The 20,657-nt window shown below is 67.4% G+C and carries 16 protein-coding genes; 9 read left to right on the top strand and 7 right to left on the bottom strand.

The window, feature by feature from the left end; translation table 11 throughout:
• Positions 1–95 precede the first annotated feature (95 nt).
• From hutH to E1N52_RS40500, 3 genes are all read left to right on the top strand, one after another.
• Positions 96–1,631, top strand: a complete 1,536-nt coding sequence (hutH, locus tag E1N52_RS40510; RefSeq protein ID WP_133190479.1) for a histidine ammonia-lyase — start codon at positions 96–98, stop codon at positions 1,629–1,631.
• 39 nt (positions 1,632–1,670) lie between these two features.
• Complete coding sequence (gene hutC, locus E1N52_RS40505; RefSeq protein WP_133190477.1) at positions 1,671–2,366, top strand: histidine utilization transcriptional repressor HutC; 696 nt, start codon at positions 1,671–1,673, stop codon at positions 2,364–2,366.
• A 243-nt stretch (positions 2,367–2,609) separates the two neighbouring features.
• Positions 2,610–3,260, top strand: coding sequence for a hypothetical protein (locus E1N52_RS40500; RefSeq protein ID WP_133190475.1), 651 nt, complete (start codon positions 2,610–2,612; stop codon positions 3,258–3,260).
• Between the two features lie 35 nt (positions 3,261–3,295).
• On the opposite strand, the gene E1N52_RS40495 is transcribed toward E1N52_RS40500, so the two are convergent.
• Positions 3,296–4,174, bottom strand: a complete 879-nt coding sequence (locus E1N52_RS40495; protein WP_133190473.1) for a LysR substrate-binding domain-containing protein — start codon at positions 4,172–4,174, stop codon at positions 3,296–3,298.
• 130 nt (positions 4,175–4,304) lie between these two features.
• Here E1N52_RS40495 and E1N52_RS40490 point away from each other — a divergent pair, with 130 nt between their 5' ends.
• The 3 genes from E1N52_RS40490 to E1N52_RS40480 all read left to right on the top strand — a co-directional run bounded on the left by E1N52_RS40490 (position 4,305) and on the right by E1N52_RS40480 (position 8,621).
• Entirely contained in the window at positions 4,305–5,555 is a 1,251-nt protein-coding gene (locus E1N52_RS40490; protein WP_133190471.1) for an aspartate aminotransferase type Ic, read from the top strand.
• A gap of 89 nt (positions 5,556–5,644) precedes the next feature.
• Complete coding sequence (locus E1N52_RS40485; RefSeq protein WP_133190469.1) at positions 5,645–6,637, top strand: helix-turn-helix domain-containing protein; 993 nt, start codon at positions 5,645–5,647, stop codon at positions 6,635–6,637.
• 7 nt (positions 6,638–6,644) lie between these two features.
• On the top strand, positions 6,645–8,621 hold the full coding sequence (locus tag E1N52_RS40480) for a DUF3857 domain-containing transglutaminase family protein (RefSeq protein WP_133190467.1): 1,977 nt from the start codon (positions 6,645–6,647) through the stop codon (positions 8,619–8,621).
• Between the two features lie 7 nt (positions 8,622–8,628).
• Here the strand turns inward: E1N52_RS40480 and E1N52_RS40475 are convergent, their stop codons facing one another.
• The 5 genes from E1N52_RS40475 to glgC all read right to left on the bottom strand — a co-directional run bounded on the left by E1N52_RS40475 (position 8,629) and on the right by glgC (position 14,595).
• Positions 8,629–9,744: a branched-chain amino acid ABC transporter substrate-binding protein gene (locus tag E1N52_RS40475; protein ID WP_133190491.1), complete on the bottom strand. Its 1,116-nt coding sequence runs from the start codon at positions 9,742–9,744 to the stop codon at positions 8,629–8,631.
• Between the two features lie 392 nt (positions 9,745–10,136).
• On the bottom strand, positions 10,137–10,598 hold the full coding sequence (locus tag E1N52_RS40470; protein ID WP_133190465.1) for a hypothetical protein: 462 nt from the start codon (positions 10,596–10,598) through the stop codon (positions 10,137–10,139).
• 101 nt (positions 10,599–10,699) lie between these two features.
• Positions 10,700–11,572: a pyridoxal kinase PdxY gene (gene pdxY / locus E1N52_RS40465; protein WP_133190463.1), complete on the bottom strand. Its 873-nt coding sequence runs from the start codon at positions 11,570–11,572 to the stop codon at positions 10,700–10,702.
• 162 nt (positions 11,573–11,734) lie between these two features.
• Positions 11,735–13,225 carry a glycogen synthase GlgA gene (gene glgA / locus E1N52_RS40460; protein ID WP_133190461.1) on the bottom strand — a complete coding sequence of 497 codons (1,491 nt, stop codon included), beginning with the start codon at positions 13,223–13,225 and terminating at the stop codon, positions 11,735–11,737.
• Positions 13,226–13,329: 104 nt separating this feature from the next.
• Positions 13,330–14,595, bottom strand: a complete 1,266-nt coding sequence (glgC, locus tag E1N52_RS40455; RefSeq protein ID WP_133190459.1) for a glucose-1-phosphate adenylyltransferase — start codon at positions 14,593–14,595, stop codon at positions 13,330–13,332.
• 392 nt (positions 14,596–14,987) lie between these two features.
• Between glgC and E1N52_RS40450 the strand changes: the two genes are divergently transcribed.
• A complete protein-coding gene (locus tag E1N52_RS40450) occupies positions 14,988–16,097 on the top strand; it encodes an alpha/beta fold hydrolase (RefSeq protein ID WP_133190457.1) in 1,110 nt (369 codons plus the stop codon).
• A gap of 25 nt (positions 16,098–16,122) precedes the next feature.
• Here the strand turns inward: E1N52_RS40450 and E1N52_RS40445 are convergent, their stop codons facing one another.
• Complete coding sequence (locus E1N52_RS40445; RefSeq protein WP_133190455.1) at positions 16,123–17,127, bottom strand: LLM class flavin-dependent oxidoreductase; 1,005 nt, start codon at positions 17,125–17,127, stop codon at positions 16,123–16,125.
• Positions 17,128–17,830: 703 nt separating this feature from the next.
• Here E1N52_RS40445 and hpnI point away from each other — a divergent pair.
• Positions 17,831–19,120, top strand: coding sequence for a bacteriohopanetetrol glucosamine biosynthesis glycosyltransferase HpnI (gene hpnI / locus E1N52_RS40440; RefSeq protein ID WP_133190453.1), 1,290 nt, complete (start codon positions 17,831–17,833; stop codon positions 19,118–19,120).
• A gap of 117 nt (positions 19,121–19,237) precedes the next feature.
• The coding region (hpnJ, locus tag E1N52_RS40435; RefSeq protein WP_133190451.1) for a hopanoid biosynthesis associated radical SAM protein HpnJ at positions 19,238–20,657 on the top strand (1,420 nt) is incomplete at its 3' end.

Here is a 20,657-nt window from a genome sequence, read left to right as displayed (position 1 = left end):
CCCAGGCTACAGGACCTGCAAAGGGGAGTTGTATAGACAGGCGCGCCAGGCTAGACTTCGGCCACTTTCGCGACTTGTATAGACAGGATTCGACCATGCTCCCGACCCTTCGCCTCACGCCCGGCCATCTGACCCTGCCCCAACTGCGCCAGATTGCGCGCGAGGCAGTGCGGCTCGAGCTCGATCCGGCCAGCTTCGCCGCCATCGACGCGGGCGCGCGCGCCGTTGCCGAGATCGCAGCGAAGGGCGAGCCCGCCTACGGCATCAATACGGGCTTCGGGCGTCTGGCGAGCACGCATATCCCGAGCGACCAGCTCGAACTGCTGCAGCGCAATCTGGTGCTCTCGCACGCCGTGGGCGTGGGCGAGCCGATGTCGCGTCCGGTCGTGCGTCTGCTGATGGCGCTGAAGCTGTCGAGCCTCGGCCGCGGCTTTTCGGGCATTCGCCGCGAAGTCATGAACGCGCTCATCACGCTCTTCAACGCGGATGTGCTGCCGCTCATTCCCGTGAAGGGCTCGGTGGGCGCCTCGGGCGACCTCGCGCCGCTCGCGCATATGTCGGCGGTGCTGCTCGGCATTGGCGAGGTGTTCATCCGCGGCGAGCGTGCCAGCGCCGAGGCGGGTCTCGCGGCTGCGGGCCTCAAGCCGCTCGCGCTGCAGGCGAAGGAAGGTCTCGCGCTGCTCAACGGCACGCAGGCTTCCGCCGCGCTTGCGATCTACAACATGTTCGCGATTGAAGACCTCTACCGCACGGCGCTCGTCTCGGGCGCACTCTGCGTGGACGCGGCAGCAGGTTCGGTGAAGCCGTTCGACGCGCGCATTCACGAACTGCGCGGTCATCGCGGCCAGATCGATGCGGCCGCGGCCTATCGCACGCTGCTCGAAGGCTCGGCAATCAACCTCTCGCACCGCGATTGCGGCAAGGTCCAGGACCCGTACTCGCTGCGCTGCCAGCCGCAGGTGATGGGCGCGTGTCTGGACCAGATGCGCCACGCGGCGCAAGTGCTGCTTATCGAAGCGAACGCGGTGTCGGACAATCCGCTGATTTTCCCGGAAACGAACGAAGTGCTCTCGGGCGGCAACTTCCACGCGGAACCGGTGGCCTTCGCCGCCGACAATCTCGCGCTGGCCGCCGCCGAAATCGGCGCACTGGCCGAGCGCCGCATCGCGCTGCTCATCGACGCGACGCTTTCGGGCCTGCCGCCTTTCCTCGTGAAGGACGGCGGCGTGAACTCGGGTTTCATGATCGCGCATGTCACGGCGGCTGCACTGGCTTCGGAAAACAAGACGCTCGCGCATCCGGCCTCGGTCGACTCGCTGCCGACTTCGGCCAACCAGGAAGACCACGTTTCGATGGCGACGTTCGCGGCGCGCAAGCTCGCCGACATCGCCAACAACACGGCCAACATCCTCGCGATCGAACTGCTCGCGGCCGCCCAGGGCGTGGACCTGCGCGCGCCGCACCGCACGAGCCCGGCGCTCGCGCACGTGATGCAGTCGGTGCGTGCCGAGGTGCCGCATTACGACCTCGACCGCTACTTCGCGCCGGATATCGAGGCGATTACGCGTCTCGTGCAGAACGGTGCGATCGCTTCGCATAGCCCGTTCGCGTTCGAGTCCGAGGCGCAATAAGGCGCAAGCAGACGCCAAGCCAACGCACGGGCCAACGCGATGAACGCTCCCGCATACCAGGGCATCAAGGACTTCATCCTCGCTCGCATTCACGCAGGTGAGTGGAGCGAGGGCGACCAGGTGCCTTCGGAGAACGAACTGGCGCGCGAGTTCAAGGTCGCGCGCATGACCGTGAACCGGGCGTTGCGCGAACTCACCGCGGAACAGGTGCTCACGCGCGTGCAGGGCGCGGGCACCTTCGTCGCGCGGCCCAAGTACGAATCGACGCTCGTCGCCATTCGCAGCATCTCCGACGAAATCCTCGCGCGCGGGCATCGCTACCGCGCCGAGGTGCTCGAGATCGGCGTGCATCGCGCGGACGAAGCGCTCGCCGTCGAAATGGGGCTTGCCGCGAACGACCAGGTGTTCAACTCGCGCGTGCTCCACTTCGAGAACGACGAGCCCGTGCAGCTCGAAGAGCGCTGGGTCAATCCCGCTGTCGCGCCCGATTACGCGGCGCAGGACTTCACGCACATCACACCGAACCAGTACCTCGTGCACGTCGCGCCGCTGCAGGGCGTGGAGTACCGCATCGAGGCGCTCGCTCCCGAGGCGCAGACGCGCGCGCACCTCGCCATGGGCGAGGCCGAGCCGTGCCTCGTGCTGCACCGGCGCACCCGCTCGCGCGGGCTGGTCGCTTCGGTCGCGAATCTCTGGCATCCGGGCAGCCGCTACCGCTTCACCGGGCATTTCTAAGGCCACCCAGGTCGGGCCGCCCCGGTCCCTTCGCGCCGCTCGCCGCGATTTCCTCAGTCTTTTTCCTGTGCCTGGCTGGCCGTCATCGGCATGCGTCTTGCTCGCTTTACGGATGGCTGACCAGCCCGCCAACTAAGTGCCAACAACGTTGCGCGTATGGGGTCAGACGGCCAGCGAAAGCGCGCATGGTGCGCCGCAGCCCGTATCATTGGCAGATGACGCGAACGAAGGAGGAGCTCCGCAATGGACGATGCCAACGCCACGCTCATGCCGATGTGGCGTGCCAATCTGGCGCTGCTCACGCGCGAGGTCGGGTCTGCGACGCGGCTCGCGCGCATGATGACGTTTTCCGCGAGCTACATGAAGCTGATCGTGTCGGGCCAGCGCGACTTCAGCGCGGAGTTCGTGCGCGGCGTGGAAGCCGTCACGGGTCTGCCCGAAGGCTGGATGGATGTGAAGCACGACAGCGCCGACGTGCCCGACGAGACACGCGAGGCAATCGCGAGCGAGACGCCGCGCGCGCGCTTTCGCGGCACCGCGCATCCGGTGCGCAAGGCGCCCGTGCTGCGCGTGGAGCCGATCTTCGGCCAGGGCGCGAAGCGCGACGAAGTGGCGGCTACGCCCGAGGCGCACCGGCGTCTTGCAGGCACGCGCAAGATCCGCGATCTCGCGGCGCAGGACGTGCGCAAGCTCGAGCGCTACCTGAGCGTGCCGCCGGTCGAGCCTGCGGTGCTGCGCTCGCGTATCGAAGACGTGATCAATTACGCCGACCCCGACGAGCGCGTGCGCGCCGATCTCGAAGGCCGCCTCGAACAGATCGAGAAGCATCGCGAAATGCTGCTGCGGCATGTCTCGCGCCTCTACGCGTTGCTTTCGCGGCTGGGCGACGACTGATCGACTGATTCGTTGCCCGAAGCATCGTCGGAAGCTCAGCGTTCCTGGACGCGCAGCTCCGCGAGTATCTGGTCGGCGAGAAAGTCGCAGGGCGGACGGTTCGAGCGCGCGCTGCGCGCGAGCACCACTTCCAGCTCGGGCAGGGCCGGCAGGCCATGCTGGCGACCGAGCGTGACGAACGTCTCGGGCACCGCGCAACGCGCGAGCGGCGCGATCGCGAGACCCGCGGCGACCATGCTGCACAGGCCCATCAGGCTCGGGCTTTCATAGGATGTGCGATAGGCGATCTTCGCGCGCTCCAGCGCCTGGATCGCGTTCGTGTGCGCGACGCTTCCGCCGCCGAAGAGGGCGACCGGGAGCGGCCGCTCGCGCCAGATCTCGCGCCCGCTCGCCGCGCTCACCGCCGCGGGAGGCGCTGCCCACACCATCGGCTCGAAACGGATGAACTCTCCCGCGAGGCCGCGCGTGCGCGTGATGCAGGCGAGGTCGATCTTGTTGTCCTTCAGGAGCGGCATGAGCGCGCTGCTCGGCAGCCCGATCACCTGGATTTCCACCTTCGGCCAGTTCGCCGAGAACTTGCGCAGCACCGGCGGCATGAGCGAGGACGCGTAGTCGTCGGGCACGCCAATCGACACGCGCCCCGTCACCTCGGGGTGTGCGAGCGAGGCCCACGCTTCGTCGCGCAACGCGAGCATGCGCCGCGCGTAGGCGATGAGCGTCTGGCCGTCGGGCGTGGGCGTGACGCTGCGCGGCGCGCGGATGAAGAGCGGCTTGCCGATGGAGTCCTCGAGCGCGCGGATCTGCATGCTGAGCGCTGCCTGCGAGCGGTGCACGAGCGCGGCGCCGCGCACGAAGCTGCCGGCATCGGCGACGGCCACCACCATGGCGAGCACGTCGAGGTCGAGGGTCTTCATTGGTATAAGAAAAATTGATCGAAGGCTTCAATATAACGCGTTTGTCTGAACGCCGGGGCGCGCCGATACTGGGGCCGTACCGACCCTACACGTAGTTATCCGCATCGTCCTTCGCTTTTCGGAGAAGCCCATGTTGATGTCGCCGCCCATCGATTTGACCTACGAACGATTCCAGCAACTGCAGATGCGGCTCGACATGTCGCGCGGCAAGCCTTCGCCTGAACAGCTCGACCTCTCGCAGGCGCTCATCGACGAAGCCGGGCAGGCGGGCTATCTCGCGCGCGATGGCTTCGATTGCCGCAACTACGGTCTGGCGAGCGGCTTGCCCGAGGCACGCGAGCTGGGCGCCGGGCTGCTCGGCGTGCCGGCCGCCCAGGTGATCGCGGCGGGCAATTCGAGCCTCGAACTGATGCACGACGCGCTGACCTTCGCGCTGCTGCACGGCGTGCCGGTGGGCGAGGGCACGGAGGTTGGAGCGCCATGGCGAGCGCAGGGCGAGATCGCGTTCCTGTGCCCGGTGCCAGGCTACGACCGCCACTTCGCGATCTGCGAGGCGCTGGGCGTGCGCATGATCGCCGTGCCGATGCGCGAGGACGGTCCCGACATGGACCGCGTGGAAGCGCTCGTGCGCGAAGACGCATCGATCAAGGGCATGTGGTGCGTGCCGCTCTACAGCAACCCGACGGGCGCGATCTGGTCCGACGAGGTGATCCGGCGTCTGGCCGCCATGCCCGCCGCGCCCGACTTCCGGCTCTTCTGGGACGACGCCTACCGCTTCCACCACCTGAGCGAAGAAGCGCACACGACGCTCGACGTATTCGAGGCCTGCGCGGCCGCGGGCCACGCCGGGCGCGCGCTGATGTTCGCTTCGCTCTCGAAGGTGACGTTCGGCGGCGGCGCGTTCGCGTGGCTCGCCGCCGCGCCGCGCAACGTGGCCTGGTGGCAGAAGCACTCGGCCGTGCGCACGATCGGGCCGGACAAGCTCAACCAGTTGCGCCACGTGCGCCTTCTGCGCGATCGCACGACGCTCACCGGGCTGATGGCGCGCCATCGCGCGCTGCTCAAGCCGAAGTTCGATGCGGTCGACGAGGTGTTCCGCGCGCGTCTGGCCGGCGTGCCCGGCGTAAGCTGGAACGTGCCGCGCGGCGGCTATTTCATCAGCCTTTATGCGCCCGAGGGTTGCGCGCGCCGCACCGTCGAACTCGCGGCGGCGGCGGGACTCGTCCTCACGCCCGCGGGCGCGGCGTTTCCGTATGGCGTCGATCCGCGCGACAGCCATTTGCGGATTGCGCCGTCGTTTCCGGCGCTCGACGAGGTGCGCCTGGCGGCCGAGGGCATCGCGCTTTCGCTGCTGCGCGCGCTCGAAGAACAGCGGGGATAGCGGTCGGGGCCGCTCCGGCGGCGCTCGCGTCGATGTGTTAAAACGGCAGACGTAGCCCACGAACGTAGCCAACTTCCCAAGAGGTTGCCGTGCAAGGTCTCGCCGTTTCACTGCAACGCGCGCTCGCCGAGCGCGAGCGCGAGCGCGAAGGCCGCGCCGCGAGCGGCCGTGCGCCGGCCGCCCGGCCGCTTGCGGCGGGCGCCGGCTGGTCGGTCGACGATGTCGTCTGCACGCTCGGCCCCGGCGACCGGCCCTACGAGGAGCGCCACACGAGCGCGTGCCTCGCCATCGTGGCGGCCGGTGTGTTCGGCTACCGCAGCGGCAACGCGCGCGCGCTGATGACGCCCGGCGCGCTCATGCTCGGAGAAACCGGCGCCTGCTTCGAATGCGGCCACCGTCATGCGGCGGGCGACCGCTGCCTCTCGTTCCATTACGACCCCGCCTGGCTCGACGAGCAGGCCGCTAGCGCGGGCCTTGTGCCCGCTGTGCGCCGTTGGCGGTCCGCGAGGGTGCCGCCGGTACGCGCGCTCGCGCCGCTCGTGGCGCACGCTTGCGCCGACGCGCTCGCGCAGGAGCGGGGTCACGCGCTCGGCGCGGGCGGCGCAGCCTGGGATGAAATCGCACTGGAACTGGCGCTCGCGACCTTGCGTGTGGTCGCGAGCGGCAAGGACGCGGCCGCGCCAGCCACACCGGGCGCCGCCGCGGCGGCACGCGTGGTTGCGACGCTGCGCCTGATCGACGAAACGCCCGACGATGCGCATACGCTCGCCAGCCTCGCGAGCGCGGCGGGCGTGAGCGAGTTCTATTTTCTGCGCACCTTCTCGGCAGTGGCCGGCGTGACCCCGCATCAATACCTGCTGCGCGCGCGCTTGCGCGCCGCTGCGCTGCGTCTTGCCGCCGACGACGAAGCGAAGATCGTCGACGTTGCACTCGCGAGCGGCTTCAACGATCTGTCGAACTTCAACGCGGCGTTTCGCGCGGAGTTCGGTGCGAGTCCCCGCGCGTGGCGTGCCGCGCAGCGCGAGCGCCATCTCGCGCAGACGTCATGGCCGAACGCCGCGCAAGCGGCGGCGCGCGCCTGAGCCGTCCATGACGCGAGGCGAGGGATCCCGGCGCGCCGCCCTGTGCGCCGCGTCGTGGCTGGCGTTGGCCCTGGCTTTGATCCTGACACTCGCGAGCGGCCATGCGCTCGCACAGGCGAGCGACCGGAGCCCCGACAGCGCCGCGCGTGCCGAGACCACTGATCGCGCCGCGCAAACCGACATCCCGCCATACACGCTCGAGCGCGACGTGCATCTGTTCGTCGTGCAGCAGGACGGCTCGGTCGTCGAGGACGACGACACCGTGCTGCGTGCCAACACCACCGCCGGCGTGGACGAGATCGCCCAGCGCTACGTCTGGTTCAATAAGGATATCGAAACGATCACGCAGCTCTCGGCCGAGACCATCGACCCGGACGGCACCGCGCACGCGGTCGGGGCAAGCGGCATTCGCGACGTGCAGGAGCCGCGCTCGGCGGGCGCGCCCACGTTCGAGGACGGCGTGCTGCGCACGGTGATCTTTCCGGGCGTCCAGGTTGGCTCGCGCGTGCATCTGCATTTCGCGAAGCGCCGCGCGAAGGCGCTCGACGCGGGCACGTTCTCGTACTTCGTCGAGCCGACCGGCGAACCTGTCGAGTTTCAGCGCCTCATCTTCGATTTGCCCGCCAGCGTGCCGCTCCACGCCGATGCGCGCGGCTACACGGCGCTCGCCCCCGAGACGGCGAACGGCCGTACCCGCTACGCGTTCGACTATCGGCATGGCCCTTACCCGCCGCTCGAAGCGGGAGCGGTGGCCTACGTGAACTGGGGCGACCGGCTGATGGTGTCGACGGTGCCCGACTTCGCCGCGTTCGCCACGCGCTACCGCGAAGCCGCCGCCGATCCCACCTCGACCGATCCGGCCATCGCGGCGCTTGCGCAAGCGCTCACGGCGGACGTGAGCGACCCGCGCGACAAGGCGCGCCGCATTTACGACTGGATGCGCTTCAATATCCGCTACGTCGCGCTCTTTCTCGGCGAGACAGCGGCGGTGCCGCATCGCGCGACCGATATCCTGCGTAACCGCTACGGCGACTGCAAGGACCACGTGGCGCTCTTCAGCGCGCTGCTCGCGGCGGTGGGCATACGCGCTGAGCCCGTGCTGCTCAATCTCGGCCCCGTCTACACGTTGCCCGACGTGCCGGGCTATGGCGCGCATGCGATCAACCATGCGATTGCGTGGCTGCCCGACCTTGGCGTGTATGCGGACACGTCCTCCGGTGGCTACGCGTTCGGCTACCTGCCGCCGGCCGTGATGGACCGGCCCGTGCTGCTCGTCGACGACGGCGTGCTCTCGCGCACGCCCGCAGCCGAGCGGCGCGAGCGCACGGCGCGCCTTTCGCTCGAGGTCGGCGCGAGCGGCGACGCCGCCTACAGCTACTACGTGGAAGACGAGGGCGCGGGCGCGGAGCCCGAGCGCAACTCGTTTCGCCGCGCGACGCACACGGGAGCGCAGCAACTCGCGGCGCAGCGCCTGCGGCTTACCGGACTCGCCGGCACCGCGCACGTGAGCACGAGCGCGACGGATGCGACCGACGGACCGTTCTCGGTGACGATGGAAGGCACGCTCGATCACGTGGTCTGGCGCGACGGCACGACCGCGATACCCACGACGAGCAGCTTCACGGGCGGTATCGCCACGCAGATCGACAGCTGGCTCGCGCAGCCGCGCCGTACGCAGCCCTGGGCATGCATCGGCGGGGCGTTCACGGAGAGCGCGCAGATCGCGCTGCCCGCGTTCGCGCGCGTGACCGACGTGCCGCAAGACACGCAAGTGAGCGACGCGTTTCTCGACTACACGTCGCACTACGTGTTCGACCCGCGCTCGCGCACGCTGCAGATCGAGCGGCGGCTATCGGCGCGTTTTGGCCACCAGATGTGCACGGCCGACGAATTCGCGCAGATGCGAGATGCGCTCGTGCGCATCGAGCGCGATACGCACGCGCAGATCGTCGTGCGGGCCGCGAGGGCGCCGCAGGAACCTTAAGCGGCGCTCAGCCGCCGCGCGTCGTCACCGGCACCCACACGCCTTTCTTCACCTGCCAGAGCGTGGAGACGCTGTTCTTGAGCGAGCCGTCCGGCTCGAAGGCGATGCGGCCCGTCACGCCGTCGAAGGCGAGCGCTTTGAGCGCGCTGCGGTACGCCTCGGGCTGCGCCGATTTTGCGTAGACCATCGCGTGGATCGCGGCCCACGCCGCGTCGTAGCCGAACGGCGCGTAAGCGAGCACGTCGGTGCCGAAGCGGGTTTTATAGGCCTGCTCGAAACGCGGACCCTCCGGCAGTTGCGCGAGCGGGCGGCCATACTCCCAGGCCATTGCGCCTTCCGCGGCTGCGCCCGCGTCGTGAATGAAGTCGGCGTTCGCGACGCCGCCGCCGCCCACGAACTGCGCGTTCATGCTGCGCGCCTTCATCTGCTTCACGAGCGCCGCGCCCTGATGCGCTAGGCCGCCGAAGTAGAGCAGATCGGCATCGGCGGCCTTGATTTTCGCGAGTTGCGGGCCGAAGTCGCTCGCGACGCTTTCAGCGAACTCGCGCGCGACCACGGTGCCGCCATGCGCGCGCACCGCGTGCTCGAATACGTCGGCTTCGCCCTGGCCGAAGGCGGTGCGGTCGTCGATGATGGCCACGCGTTTGGCCTTCATCACGTCCACGGCCCACGCGCCGGCGATGCCTGCGTTCTGCGCGTCGTTTGCAATCACCATGAAGGTGTTGGCGAAGCCTTGCGACGTGATGACGGGATTGGTGGCCGCGGGGCTGATCATCGGAATGCCGGCGCTTTCGTAGATGCGCGAGGCCGGAATCGCCGAGCCCGAGTTGAAGTGGCCGACCACGGCGTTGACCCCCTGATTCGCCAGCGTCGCGGCAGCCTGCACGCCGAGGCGCGGATCGCTGCGGTCGTCGATGGGCACGAGTTCGAAGTGCGCCGTCTGCTCGCCGATCTTGAGGTTTTGCGCGTTCGCTTCGTCGAGGGCGAGCTGCACGCCGCTTTCCAGATCGCGGCCGTAATTGGCATAGTCGCCCGAGAGCGGCGAGACGAAACCGATGCGCACGTTGAGCGGGCCCGCGGCCAAGGCGTCGCGGCTCGCGCCGAGCGTCCCGGCGGTGGCCATCGCGCCGATCAGGAGCCCAGCCGCAAGCTTGCGGCACGCACGGTACGGCGTGGCGAATGCGCAGGCGCTAGTGGTTCCAGGCGCGGCAGCGAGACTCATGGTGACTCCTTGCGCGACAGCGGCGCGGTGTTCTTGTGTGCGTTTGGTCCGGGTACGCCGCGCCGCGCGCCGTCGTGGCGCGGATGCGGGGCGTCTCGTCTTCGGGTCTTGCGTCTTGCTGTTTGCGACTGCGGCTTGCCGGAACGGGCTGTGCGACGGCTGCGTGCATGGGTGGGGTGTCTCAGCCGGCTCCCCATGTGCGCCGGCTGGGCGCGCGCCTTCGTGAGGCGGCGGATGGCGAGCAATATATCAGGCCGCCAGGTCAACCGCTCACGCCGTGCCGCGCAGGTAGGCTACTCGCCCCTTTGCAGCTCGAAGAGCGCGTCGCGCAGTTTCACGAGCGGCGCCATGGTGTCGGCGCTCGCCCATCCTTCGAGGTCGTCGAGTGCGCGGTTGCAACCGTCGAGCACCACGTCGAGATCGACGGGAATGCCGTTGGCGAGCGCGAAGCGAATCGTCGCTTCGAAGCGTGCGCATTCGTCGTCGCCGTACGAGATATCGAGCGTATCGGCAATCGTCTGGGCGATGTCGCTGCGTTCGCGATCGCTCTCGTCGACGAAAGCGATGATGCCGCGCGCGACATCTGGCGCATGGTAAAGCGCGATGTCGAGCCACACGGCGGCGTCGAAATCGCTTGCATGGCTTTGTTCTTCGAAGTATTCGATGGCTTCCTGCTCGTGGGTCTCGCCGGCGTCGACGGCGAGGCAAAGCTGCTCGAAATACTCTTCCTGTTCGCTACGGATTGAATCGGACATCGGTCATTCTCTAAAGACGGTGGGCGCCGCGGCCGTGCGTTGTGTTTCGCCGCCGCGAGTCATGCGGACGGCATTATAGGCCGCGCGTGCGCCTCCTCAGTCTAGACGGCTTCCACTGCCCAGGCGTCGAACCATTCGCGCGGGCGCGCGATCTGGTCTTGCGCCGCGACGATTTCCAGTTCGTAACGGCCTGCGTCGTAAGTCGCCTTCACCACGGCGTTCACGGCCGCGAGCGTGTGTTCGAACGCGCGGCGCAGCGAGTCGCCGAGCATCAGGCGCGCGACGAACACCGCGCTCGTCACGTCGCCCACGCCCACCGGCTGGCGTGCGAACGGGTAGAGCGGGCGCTGGCCGAGCCACGCTTCATGCTCGGTCACGACGAGCATGTTGAAGCGGTCGGCAGGGCTGTTGCGGTCGAGCAGATGCTTCACGAGGATCAGCTTCGGGCCGCGGCGCAGCAGTTCGCGGCACGCGAGCACGCCTTCTTCCGCGGTCTCGATCTCGCGGCCCACGAGCCGTTGCAGCTCGATGTGATTGGGGATCATCGCGTCGGCGACCTCGGGCATGTTGCGCACGAGGAACTCCTGAATGCCGGGCTCGACGTGGCAGCCGTTTTCGGCGTTGAGCGTGCCCATCACCGGGTCGCAAAAGTAGCGCGCCTGCGGGTTGGCGGCCTTCACGGCGCGTACCACGTCGATCACGGCCTGGGCCTGCCCGGGTGTGCCGAGGTAGCCCGACAGCACCGCATCGCAGCGCGGCAGCACGCCGATCGCGCCAATGCCTTCGACGAGATCCACGACCTCGTCCGAGCCGATGGCGGCGCCGGTCCAGTGGCCGTATTGCGTGTGATTGGAGAACTGCACGGTGTTGAGCGGCCAGACATTCACGCCAAGGCGGCGCATGGGAAACACCGCGGCGCTGTTGCCCGCGTGACCGAACACGACGTGCGACTGGATGCTCAAAACGTTTTTCATGGCCGGTCCAGATTCGTTATGGCTTGCGGCGCGCTTCGAACGGCGCACCTTTGCGCAGGTGCAGCAACGATAACCGAATTCGCCGCACCCAGTCGATGGATGCGTGGACGCGGTGTTGCGCGCGCGCCTGCTTCCGGCGCCCGGAATTCGCCTGGGGAAGCGCTAAGCCACGACGTTTTGACCGGCCAGTTCGCGATAGAGCGCCATGTAGCGTTGCGCCGACGCGGCCCAGCCGAAGTCCTGCTGCATTGCACGCGTGCGCGTCTCGCGCCAGTCGCGGCTGCGTCCATAGAGCGCGAAGGCGCGGCGGATTGCGGCCATGAGTGCGTCGGGCTCGAAGCGCTCGAACACGAAGCCGGTGGCGAGATCATCGGCGAGATTTTCCAGCGAGGCGTCGACCACCGTATCGGCGAGTCCGCCCACGCGGTGCACGAGCGGCAGCGCGCCATAAGCGAGCGCGTAGAGCTGCGTGAGCCCGCATGGCTCGAAGCGCGAGGGGACCATCATCACGTCGGCGCCCGCGACGATCTCGTGCGCGAGCGTCTCGTCGAAGCCCAGCTCCACGGCCACCGATTCGGGATGCTGGTGCGCGGCGCGCGCGTAGCCCTGTTCGAGGCTGGGGTCGCCGGTGCCGAGCACGACGAGCTGCCCGCCGCGCGCGACGATCTCGGGCAGCGCCGCGAGCAGCAGGTCAAGGCCCTTTTGCTCGGTGAGCCGGCTCACCACGCCGAACACCGGGGCGTCGTGCTTCTGTGCGAGCTTCAGGCGCGTCTGCAGCGCCGCCTTGCAGCGCATCTTGCCGCTCTGGCGCGTGGGCGAATAGCGCGTGGCGATGGCCGCGTCGCTCGACGGATTCCAGACGGCGTAGTCCACGCCATTGAGAATGCCGACGAGGTCGTGCGTGCGTCCGCGCAATAGCGCCTCGAGGCCGCCGCCCTGGGCGACCGTCTGAATCTCGCGCGCGTAGGTCGGGCTCACCGTCGTGATCTTGTCGGCGAAATAGAGCCCGGCTTTCAGGAACGAAAGCTGGCCGTAGAACTCCACGCCATGCATGTCGAAAAAGTCGCGCGGCAGGCCGAGAGAGTCGAACTGCTGCGCTGGGAAGATGCCCTGGTAAGCGAGGTTGTGAATCGTGAAGATCGAGCGCGCGCCGCCGGGCGCCATGCTCGTGCCGCGCTCGCGCGCCGCCGCGCGCAGATAGGCCGGCGCGAGTCCCGCGTGCCAGTCGTGCGCCTGCACGATGGCGGGCGCCCAGTCGGGATCGAGGTGCAGCGCGAGTTGCGCGGCTGTCCAGCCGAGCAGCGCGAAACGTTGCGCGTTGTCGCCGTAGGGCACGTGCTCGGCGTCGAGGTAGGGGTTGCCGGGGCGCGCGTAGAACGCATCGGCGCGGATCATGTAGACGGCCAGTTCGCTGCCGGGCAGGCGCCCGAGTTCGAGCGTCGCCTCGGGCGCGCCGAACGTGCGCGCGAGGCGCGCGACGGGGCGCAGATCTTCGAGGCCCGCCGCCACGGACGCGAAGCCCGGCAGCAGCAGGCGGGCGTCGGCGCCTTGTTCGATCAGCGCGGCGGGCAGGGCGGCGGTGACGTCGGCGAGGCCGCCGGTCTTCAGGAGCGGGTACAGCTCGCTGGCTACGTGCAGGACGCGAATGGTCATCGGGAGTCAGTCCTCTCGGTGCTCGGGTTGCTTGCGGGTTGTTTGCGGATTGGCGCGTCCTCGAGCGAAGCCGATTTGGCCGATCGGCTTCGCCGGGCGCACGGCTAGCCAGGCAATTTCGCCAGCGCCTCGCTCGTGACCAGCACGACGCCGCTCTCGGTGCGATAAAAGCGTTCGGCGTCGCGCGCAGCGTCTTCGCCGATTACGGTGCCGTTGGGAACCGTGCAGCCGCGGTCCACGACGACCTTGCGCAGCCGGCAACTCGTGCCCACCGTCACCTGTGGCAACAAGACTGCCTCGGCAATGTTGCAGAACGACTGCACGACGACATTCGAAGAGAGCACCGAGCGCGAAATCTGCGAACCCGAGATCACACTGCCGCCGCACACGATCAGGTTGGTGCCCGAGCCCTGCAGGCCGTTGAGGTCGCGCACGAACTTGGCGGGCGGCAACTGTTCCTGGTAGGTCCAGATCGGCCAGTTGCGGTCGTAGAGATCGAGCGCGGGGATGGTCGAGGCGAGGTCGAGGTTGGCGGACCAGTAGGCGTCGACCGTGCCCACGTCGCGCCAGTAGGGTTCGGCGGCCGGGTCCGACGACACGCAGGACATGCTGAACGGATGCGCGATCGCATGTCCGTCGCTCACCACGCGCGGAATGATGTCCTTGCCGAAGTCGTGGTCGGTGGCCGAGCGCACGATGTTCTCTTCGAGCAGATGGACGAGGTAGTTCGTATCGAACACATAGATGCCCATGCTCGCGAGCGCGATGTCGGGGCGGCCGGGCATGGCGGGCGGGTCGTCGGGCTTTTCGACGAAGCCGGTCACGCGGCGCGACTCGTCCACGGCCATCACGCCGAACGCGCGCGCGTCGAGGCGCGGCACCTCGATGCAGCCCACCGTGCAGTCGGCGCCGCTTGCGGCGTGGTCGGCGATCATGCGCGTGTAGTCCATCTTGTAGATGTGGTCGCCGGCCAGCACCACCACGTACTTCGGGCTGATCGAGCGGATGATGTCGAGGTTCTGGTACACGGCGTCGGCGGTGCCCCGATACCAGTGCGCGCCTTCGACGCGCTGCTGCGCGGGCCACAGGTCGAGGAACTCGTTGAATTCGCCGCGCAGGAAGCCCCAGCCGCGCTGCAGATGGCGCAACAGCGAGTGCGCCTTGTACTGCGTGACGACCGCAATGCGGCGGATGCCCGAATTCAGGCAGTTCGAGAGGGCGAAATCGATGATGCGGTACTTGCCGCCGAAGTACACGGCCGGCTTCACGCGCTTGTTGGTGAGCGGCCCGAGGCGCGTGCCGCGGCCGCCAGCGAGCACGATGGCGAGGGTGGTGCGTTGCAGATCGTTGAGGCTTGCCGGAGTTTCCATGGTCGTCTCCTTGTTGTGCCCCCCGGTGCGGCCGCCGCAGGCCGCCTCGTCGTGCCCGGCCCGTGCGGTCCTCGTCTCGCGTGCTTGCCGCGTTCCTTATGCGGCGCGTTTCGCAGTGCAGCACGCGTGCGTGTCTCGCGTCGCGGACGTCTCGTGCATCCTGTATTGATTGTTCTAGCACCGAATGCAGCGTAGCGCGAATTGCCTGTCCGCAGGGCCGAACAGGCGCCGCATTCGTGCGAGGTGTTCATGAGCAGCAAACGGCATGCCGCGCACGTTCTCTGGGCGAGAAAGCCGCCAGGAGCGGGGCGGGGCCGCTAGAATCGCTGGCTGTACCGGCGCCATTTCGCCGTCCTGTTTTTCCGTCCGACCTTTCGCCCGATCTCCCGTCGATGAGAGCCATCCTGAACCATACGCTTGCCCGTTTTGCTCCCTTCGTTGCCGCGCTGAGTGCGGCCGCGCTCTGTCACGTCGCGCTCGCTGCCGACCCCGAGGCGAGCGCTGCCGTGCCGTTGGCCACGTCGTCGCCGCAAGGCGCGACCGAGACGCCCGACGGCCCCGCGTATGGTCCCGAGCTGCAGGGCTTCGAGTATCCGCATCCCGTGCATGACTTTGCGTTCGTTTCGCAGGGGCAAACGCTCCATATGGCGTACATGGACGTGCAGCCCGCGAAGCCGAACGGACGCACCGCGGTCCTGCTGCACGGCAAGAACTTTTGCTCGGCGACGTGGGACGCCACCATCCGCGAGTTGCACGCCGCGGGCTACCGCGTGATCGCGCCGGACCAGATCGGCTTTTGCAAATCGAGCAAGCCCGCTTCGTACCAGTTCAGCTTCCAGCAGCTCGCGCGCAACACGCATGCGCTGCTCGCCGCGCTCGGCGTGCATGAGGCGACGATCATCGGCCATTCGACGGGCGGCATGCTGGCGGTGCGCTACGCGCTCATGTATCCGCACGAAACCGAGCAGCTCGTGCTCGTGAACCCGATCGGGCTCGAAGACTGGAAGGCGAAGGGCGTGCCGTCGATTTCAGTGGACGACTGGTACGCGCGCGAACTCAAGACGAGCGCCGACGGGATTCGCCGCTACGAGCAGGCCACTTATTACGCGGGCCAGTGGCGCCCGGCCTACGAGCCTTGGGTGCAGATGCTCGCGGGCATGTATCGCGGGCCGGGCAAGACGCAGGTGGCCTGGGATTCGGCGCTGCTCTACGACATGATCTACACGCAGCCGGTGATTTACGAGTTCGGCCAGTTGCAGATGCCGACGCTCTTGCTCATCGGCGACAAGGACACGACCGCCATCGGCAAGGATCTCGCGCCGCCCGAGGTGCGCGCGCAGCTCGGGCACTATCCGGTGCTGGCCAAAGCCGCGCAGCGCGCCATTCCTCACGCGACGCTCGTGGAGTTCGCCGATCTCGGGCACGCGCCGCAGATGCAGGATCCGCAGGCGTTTCACGCCGCGCTGCTCAAGGGCCTCGACGCGTTGAACACCTCGCACTGAGCGTGCGTTCGAGCGCGCGCGGTGGTTACCGTCCCGCGGTGGCTTCCTTCAATTCCTCGCGCGCTTGCGCCGCCATCTCGAACGAACGCAGGCGCGCCGCGTGGTCGTAGATCTGCGCGGTGACGATGAGCTCGTCCGCGCCGGTCTGCTCGATCACCGAGGCGAGACCTGCGCGCACGGTTTCCTGGTCGCCTACCACGGAGCAGGCGAGCGAGTGCGATACGCCGGCGAGTTCGAACTCGTTCGCCGCGATCTGCTCGACCGGCGGCGGCAACTGCCCCGGCGTGCCGCGGCGCAGATTCACGAACTGCTGCTGCAGCGAAGTGAAGAGGAAGCGCGCTTCTTCGTTGGTGGGCGCGCCGAACACGTTCACGCCGACCATCGCATGGGGCCTCGCGAGCACCGCCGACGGTCGGAACTGCGAGCGGTAGAGACGCAGCGCCGTGAGCAGATGGTCCGGTGCAAAGTGCGAGGCGAAGGCGAACGGCAGGCCCATGGCCGCCGCGAGCTGTGCGCCATAAAGGCTCGAGCCGAGGATATAGAGCGGAACGTTCAGCCCCGCGCCAGGCACCGCACGCACGCGCTGGCCTTCGACGGGCGCGGCGAAATAGCGCTGCAGCTCGGCGACGTCGTCGGGGAAGCTGTCGGCGCTGCCCTGCAGGTCGCGGCGCAGCGCGCGCGCCGTGGTCTGGTCGGTGCCGGGCGCGCGCCCGAGGCCGAGGTCGATGCGGCCGGGGTAGAGCGCTTCGAGCGTGCCGAACTGCTCGGCAATCACGAGCGGAGCATGGTTCGGCAGCATGATCCCGCCCGAGCCCACGCGGATGGTTTGCGTGCCGCCCGCCACGTAGCCGATCACCACCGAAGTCGCCGCGCTGGCGATACCCGTCATGTTGTGATGCTCGGCCAGCCAGAAGCGGTGGTAGCCGAGACGCTCGGCGTGCCGCGCGAGATCGAGCGTGTTGTGCAGCGCGGTGCCGGCATGGGAGCCCGCGGGGATGGGCGAGAGGTCGAGTACGGAGAAGAGGGTCATGGGCTAGCCTGGGGCCTGGTATTGAAAGCGCGGCGCTCGTGCGGTGCGCCGGTTTCCCGGCGCGAGGCCGCAAGGCAGTCGCAAGGTGCGGCCATTGTGCCAAAGCACTTTCGTTCGTGCTGGAGGAGTCCGGGAACCCATGCCGCCGGCGTGGGTTCAGATGCCGTCTGATTGTTTCTACGCCCGGATGATTTGAATATTAACGAGAACCACTCCTGTTTAAATGCAGGGCGCGTGCCTTTAATTCAAAATTATTAAAGAATCATTTCTAGATGCTTACCGATTTTTTTCGGGGCGGAAAAGCTCTGGAAGGCGGCTGTTTAATGGCTGAAATAGTTACGCTTTTACAACTTTGGCAACGCATTTTCCCGCGTTTGCCGGAAGCAGCCGACGGAGCTTGCTGATACAATTTTCGGCGTCGAATCGGGGATCGACCATAGCCAGCGGTTACATACGATGGTTTATCTCCATTCATTGTTTGTTCAATTGCCTCGCATCATGCAAACCGGCATCCATTGTCCGGTTTCCTGCTTCGAATTCGTAATGCGGCTACGATGCGCGGCTTAATTCTGGATTTTCAGGGCAGGGAAATGGTACGTGGTGAAACGCGAATTCCGGTCGGGGCACCGCAGGAGCTTTACCCCTTGCGCGCCGCCGGCGGCGAGCGCGAGTTGGCCCACGTGACCCGGCAAGGCGGCGCGTCATGACGGTGTCGCAGGTGTTCGCCATGCCGGCGCCCTGGCCCGTGCTCGTCTGGACGGTGGTCGTGCTGTGCGGCGTTGCCGCGTTCTACGGCCTCGTCGCCGCGCTGACGATGCCGCGCCTCGGTTCGGCCGCGCTCGTGCGCGAAGCGGCGCGCCGCGCGCGCCGTGCGCAACCGCAGCCCGTGAGCGTGCTCAAGCCCTTGTGCGGCGCCGAGCCGCGCCTTTACGAAAATCTCGCGACCTTCTGCGAGCAACGGCATCCGCGTTTTCAGTTGCTGTTCGGCGTGTCCTCGCCGGCGGATCCGGCCATTGCCGTGGTGCGCCGGTTGCAGGCGGCTTATCCCGGCCATGACATCGAGCTGGTGATCGACCCGCGCGTGCATGGCAGCAATCTCAAGGTGAGCAACCTCATCAATCTGGCTGCGCGCGCGCGGTACGACGCGATCATCGTGGCCGACAGCGATATCGCAGTCGAGCCCGACTATCTGGAGATCGTCACCGCGCCGCTCGCCGACCCGGACGTGGGCGTCGTGACGTGCCTCTATAGCGCTCGCAGCATCGGCGGTTTCTGGCCGCGCGTGGGCGCGCTCTTCATCAACGAGTGGTTCGCGCCTTCGGTACGTGTGGCGCATTCCACGGGCTCGCGCGCGTTCGGTTTTGGCGCGACGCTCGCACTTTCCCGTGCGACGCTCGAGCGCATCGGCGGTTTCGCCGCGCTCAAGGACTGCCTCGCCGACGACTATCTGCTCGCCCGCTATGCGCGCGATCACGGCCTCGCCACGGTGCTGGCGCCCGTGGTGGTCGCCACCGACGTGATCGAGCCGACCTTCGGCTCGCTCTGGCTGCGCGAAACGCGTTGGCTGCGCACCATTCGCTCGGTGAACCCGGCGGGCTTCGCTTCGCTGTTCATTACGTTCCCCACGCCGTGGCTCGTGCTGGGCGCGCTGTTCTACGGCCTGCTCGCGGCGGGCGCGGGCATCGGCGCGTGCGCGTCGACGCGCGCGGCGCTGGCCGCGCTCGCCACTGCCACGATGGCGGGTATCATTGCGCGTTTGATACTGCACGCGCGAGCGAGCGGGAGCTGGCGCGCGTTCTGGCGCGATTTGCCGCTCGTGCCGCTACGCGACGTGCTGCTGGCCCTGCAGTGGCTTTCCGCCGCGTTCGGCTCGCACGTGATCTGGCGCGGTGTGCGCGTGAGCGTCGCCAATCCCGAGGCCGAAGCGCCTTCCGGCATGGCCAGGCCCGCGAGCGCGCGTCGGCCTGCCGTCGAAGGATCGGATGCTCGCTGAGCGCGTCGTTTTTATACTGGCGCTTTTTGTATCGCGCTTTTTATACCGCGCTTTTAATACCGAATCGTCACCTCAATCATCACCCGACACAGTACGGGTACCCGGAGCACTCATCGCATGAAAACGCTGTTTCTGCAGGCCCCGTCGTATGACGGCTTCGACGGTGGCGCGGGCTCGCGCTACCAGGCAAAGCGCGAGATCCGCTCGTTCTGGTATCCCACCTGGCTCGCGCAGCCCGCGGCCCTCGTGCCCGACAGCCGCGTGCTGGACGCGCCGGCCGACGGCCTGGGTGTGGAAGAAACGCTGAAGATTGCAGCCGCGTACGACCTCGTCATCATCCACACGAGCACGCCGTCGTTCCCGACCGACGCGCTCTTCTGCGAAGACCTCAAGAAGCGCAAGCCGTCGATCGTCATCGGTCTCGTGGGCGCGAAGGTGCAGGTCGATCCGCATAACTCGCTCACCGCGAGCGAGGCCATCGACTTTGTCTGCCGCGAGGAATTCGACTTCACCTGCAAGGAAATCGCCGAAGGCATGCCGCTGGCCGAGGTGAAGGGCATTTCGTGGCGCGCGAAGGACGGCTCGATCGAGCACAACCCGGGCCGTCCGGTGCTCGAGGACATGGACTCGCTGCCGTTCGTCGCGCCCATCTACAAGCGCGACCTGAAGATCGAAAACTACTTCATCGGCTACCTGAACTACCCGTACGTCTCGATCTACACGGGCCGCGGCTGCAAGTCGCGCTGCACGTTCTGCCTGTGGCCGCAGACCGTGAGCGGCCACGTCTATCGCACACGTTCGGTCGAGAACGTGCTCGAGGAAGCGAAGTGGATCCGCGAGAACATGCCGGAAGTCAAGGAGCTCATGTTCGACGACGACACCTTCACCGACGACCTGCCGCGCGCCGAAGCGATCGCGATCGGTCTCGGCAAGCTCGGCATGACGTGGTCGTGCAACGCGAAGGCGAACGTGCCGTACAAGACGCTGAAGGTCATGAAGGAAAACGGCCTGCGCCTGTTGCTCGTGGGCTTCGAGTCGGGCGACGACCAGATTCTCGTGAACATCAAGAAGGGCGTGCGCACGGACTTCGCGCGCCGCTTCAGCGCCGACTGCAAGAAGCTCGGCATCAAGGTTCACGGCACCTTCATCCTGGGGCTGCCGGGCGAGACGCAGGACACGATCAAGAAGACGATCGAGTACGCGAAGGAAATCAATCCGCATACGATTCAGGTGTCGCTGGCCGCGCCGTATCCGGGCACGACGCTGTACAAGCAGGCCGTGGAAAACGGCTGGATGGAAGAGAACAAGACCATCAACCTGGTGAGCAAGGAAGGCGTGCAGCTCGCGGCGATCGGTTATGCGCATCTGTCGCGTGACGAGATCTATCACCACCTGGAGCAGTTCTATCGCCAGTTCTATTTCCGGCCGTCGAAGATCTGGGAGATCGTGCGCGAGATGCTCACGAGCTGGGACATGATGAAGCGGCGTCTGCGCGAAGGCGTGGAGTTCTTCCGCTTCCTGCGCGCACACGAGGCAT

The sequence above is a fragment of the Paraburkholderia guartelaensis genome, assembly GCF_004353905.1.
GTDB lineage: Bacteria > Pseudomonadota > Gammaproteobacteria > Burkholderiales > Burkholderiaceae > Paraburkholderia > Paraburkholderia guartelaensis.
The sequence above is the reverse complement of the archived record's forward strand: the minus strand, read 5'-3'. Positions and strand labels throughout refer to the sequence as shown.

Bases quoted from the DNA above. Each gene is read 5' to 3' on its own strand.
- E1N52_RS40490 (WP_133190471.1), top strand. From the start codon at position 4,305: ATGTTGATGTCGCCGCCCATCGATTTGACCTACGAACGATTCCAGCAA.
- hpnI (WP_133190453.1), top strand. From the start codon at position 17,831: ATGACGGTGTCGCAGGTGTTCGCCATGCCGGCGCCCTGGCCCGTGCTC.
- E1N52_RS40495 (WP_133190473.1), bottom strand. From the start codon at position 4,174: ATGAAGACCCTCGACCTCGACGTGCTCGCCATGGTGGTGGCCGTCGCC.
- E1N52_RS40475 (WP_133190491.1), bottom strand. From the start codon at position 9,744: ATGGCCACCGCCGGGACGCTCGGCGCGAGCCGCGACGCCTTGGCCGCG.
- glgC (WP_133190459.1), bottom strand. From the start codon at position 14,595: ATGGAAACTCCGGCAAGCCTCAACGATCTGCAACGCACCACCCTCGCC.
- E1N52_RS40470 (WP_133190465.1), bottom strand. From the start codon at position 10,598: ATGTCCGATTCAATCCGTAGCGAACAGGAAGAGTATTTCGAGCAGCTT.
- E1N52_RS40445 (WP_133190455.1), bottom strand. From the start codon at position 17,127: ATGACCCTCTTCTCCGTACTCGACCTCTCGCCCATCCCCGCGGGCTCC.
- glgA (WP_133190461.1), bottom strand. From the start codon at position 13,225: ATGACCATTCGCGTCCTGCACGTAGCCAGCGAGCTGTACCCGCTCCTG.
- hutC (WP_133190477.1), top strand. From the start codon at position 1,671: ATGAACGCTCCCGCATACCAGGGCATCAAGGACTTCATCCTCGCTCGC.
- E1N52_RS40500 (WP_133190475.1), top strand. From the start codon at position 2,610: ATGGACGATGCCAACGCCACGCTCATGCCGATGTGGCGTGCCAATCTG.
- pdxY (WP_133190463.1), bottom strand. From the start codon at position 11,572: ATGAAAAACGTTTTGAGCATCCAGTCGCACGTCGTGTTCGGTCACGCG.
- E1N52_RS40480 (WP_133190467.1), top strand. From the start codon at position 6,645: ATGACGCGAGGCGAGGGATCCCGGCGCGCCGCCCTGTGCGCCGCGTCG.
- E1N52_RS40450 (WP_133190457.1), top strand. From the start codon at position 14,988: ATGAGAGCCATCCTGAACCATACGCTTGCCCGTTTTGCTCCCTTCGTT.
- hutH (WP_133190479.1), top strand. From the start codon at position 96: ATGCTCCCGACCCTTCGCCTCACGCCCGGCCATCTGACCCTGCCCCAA.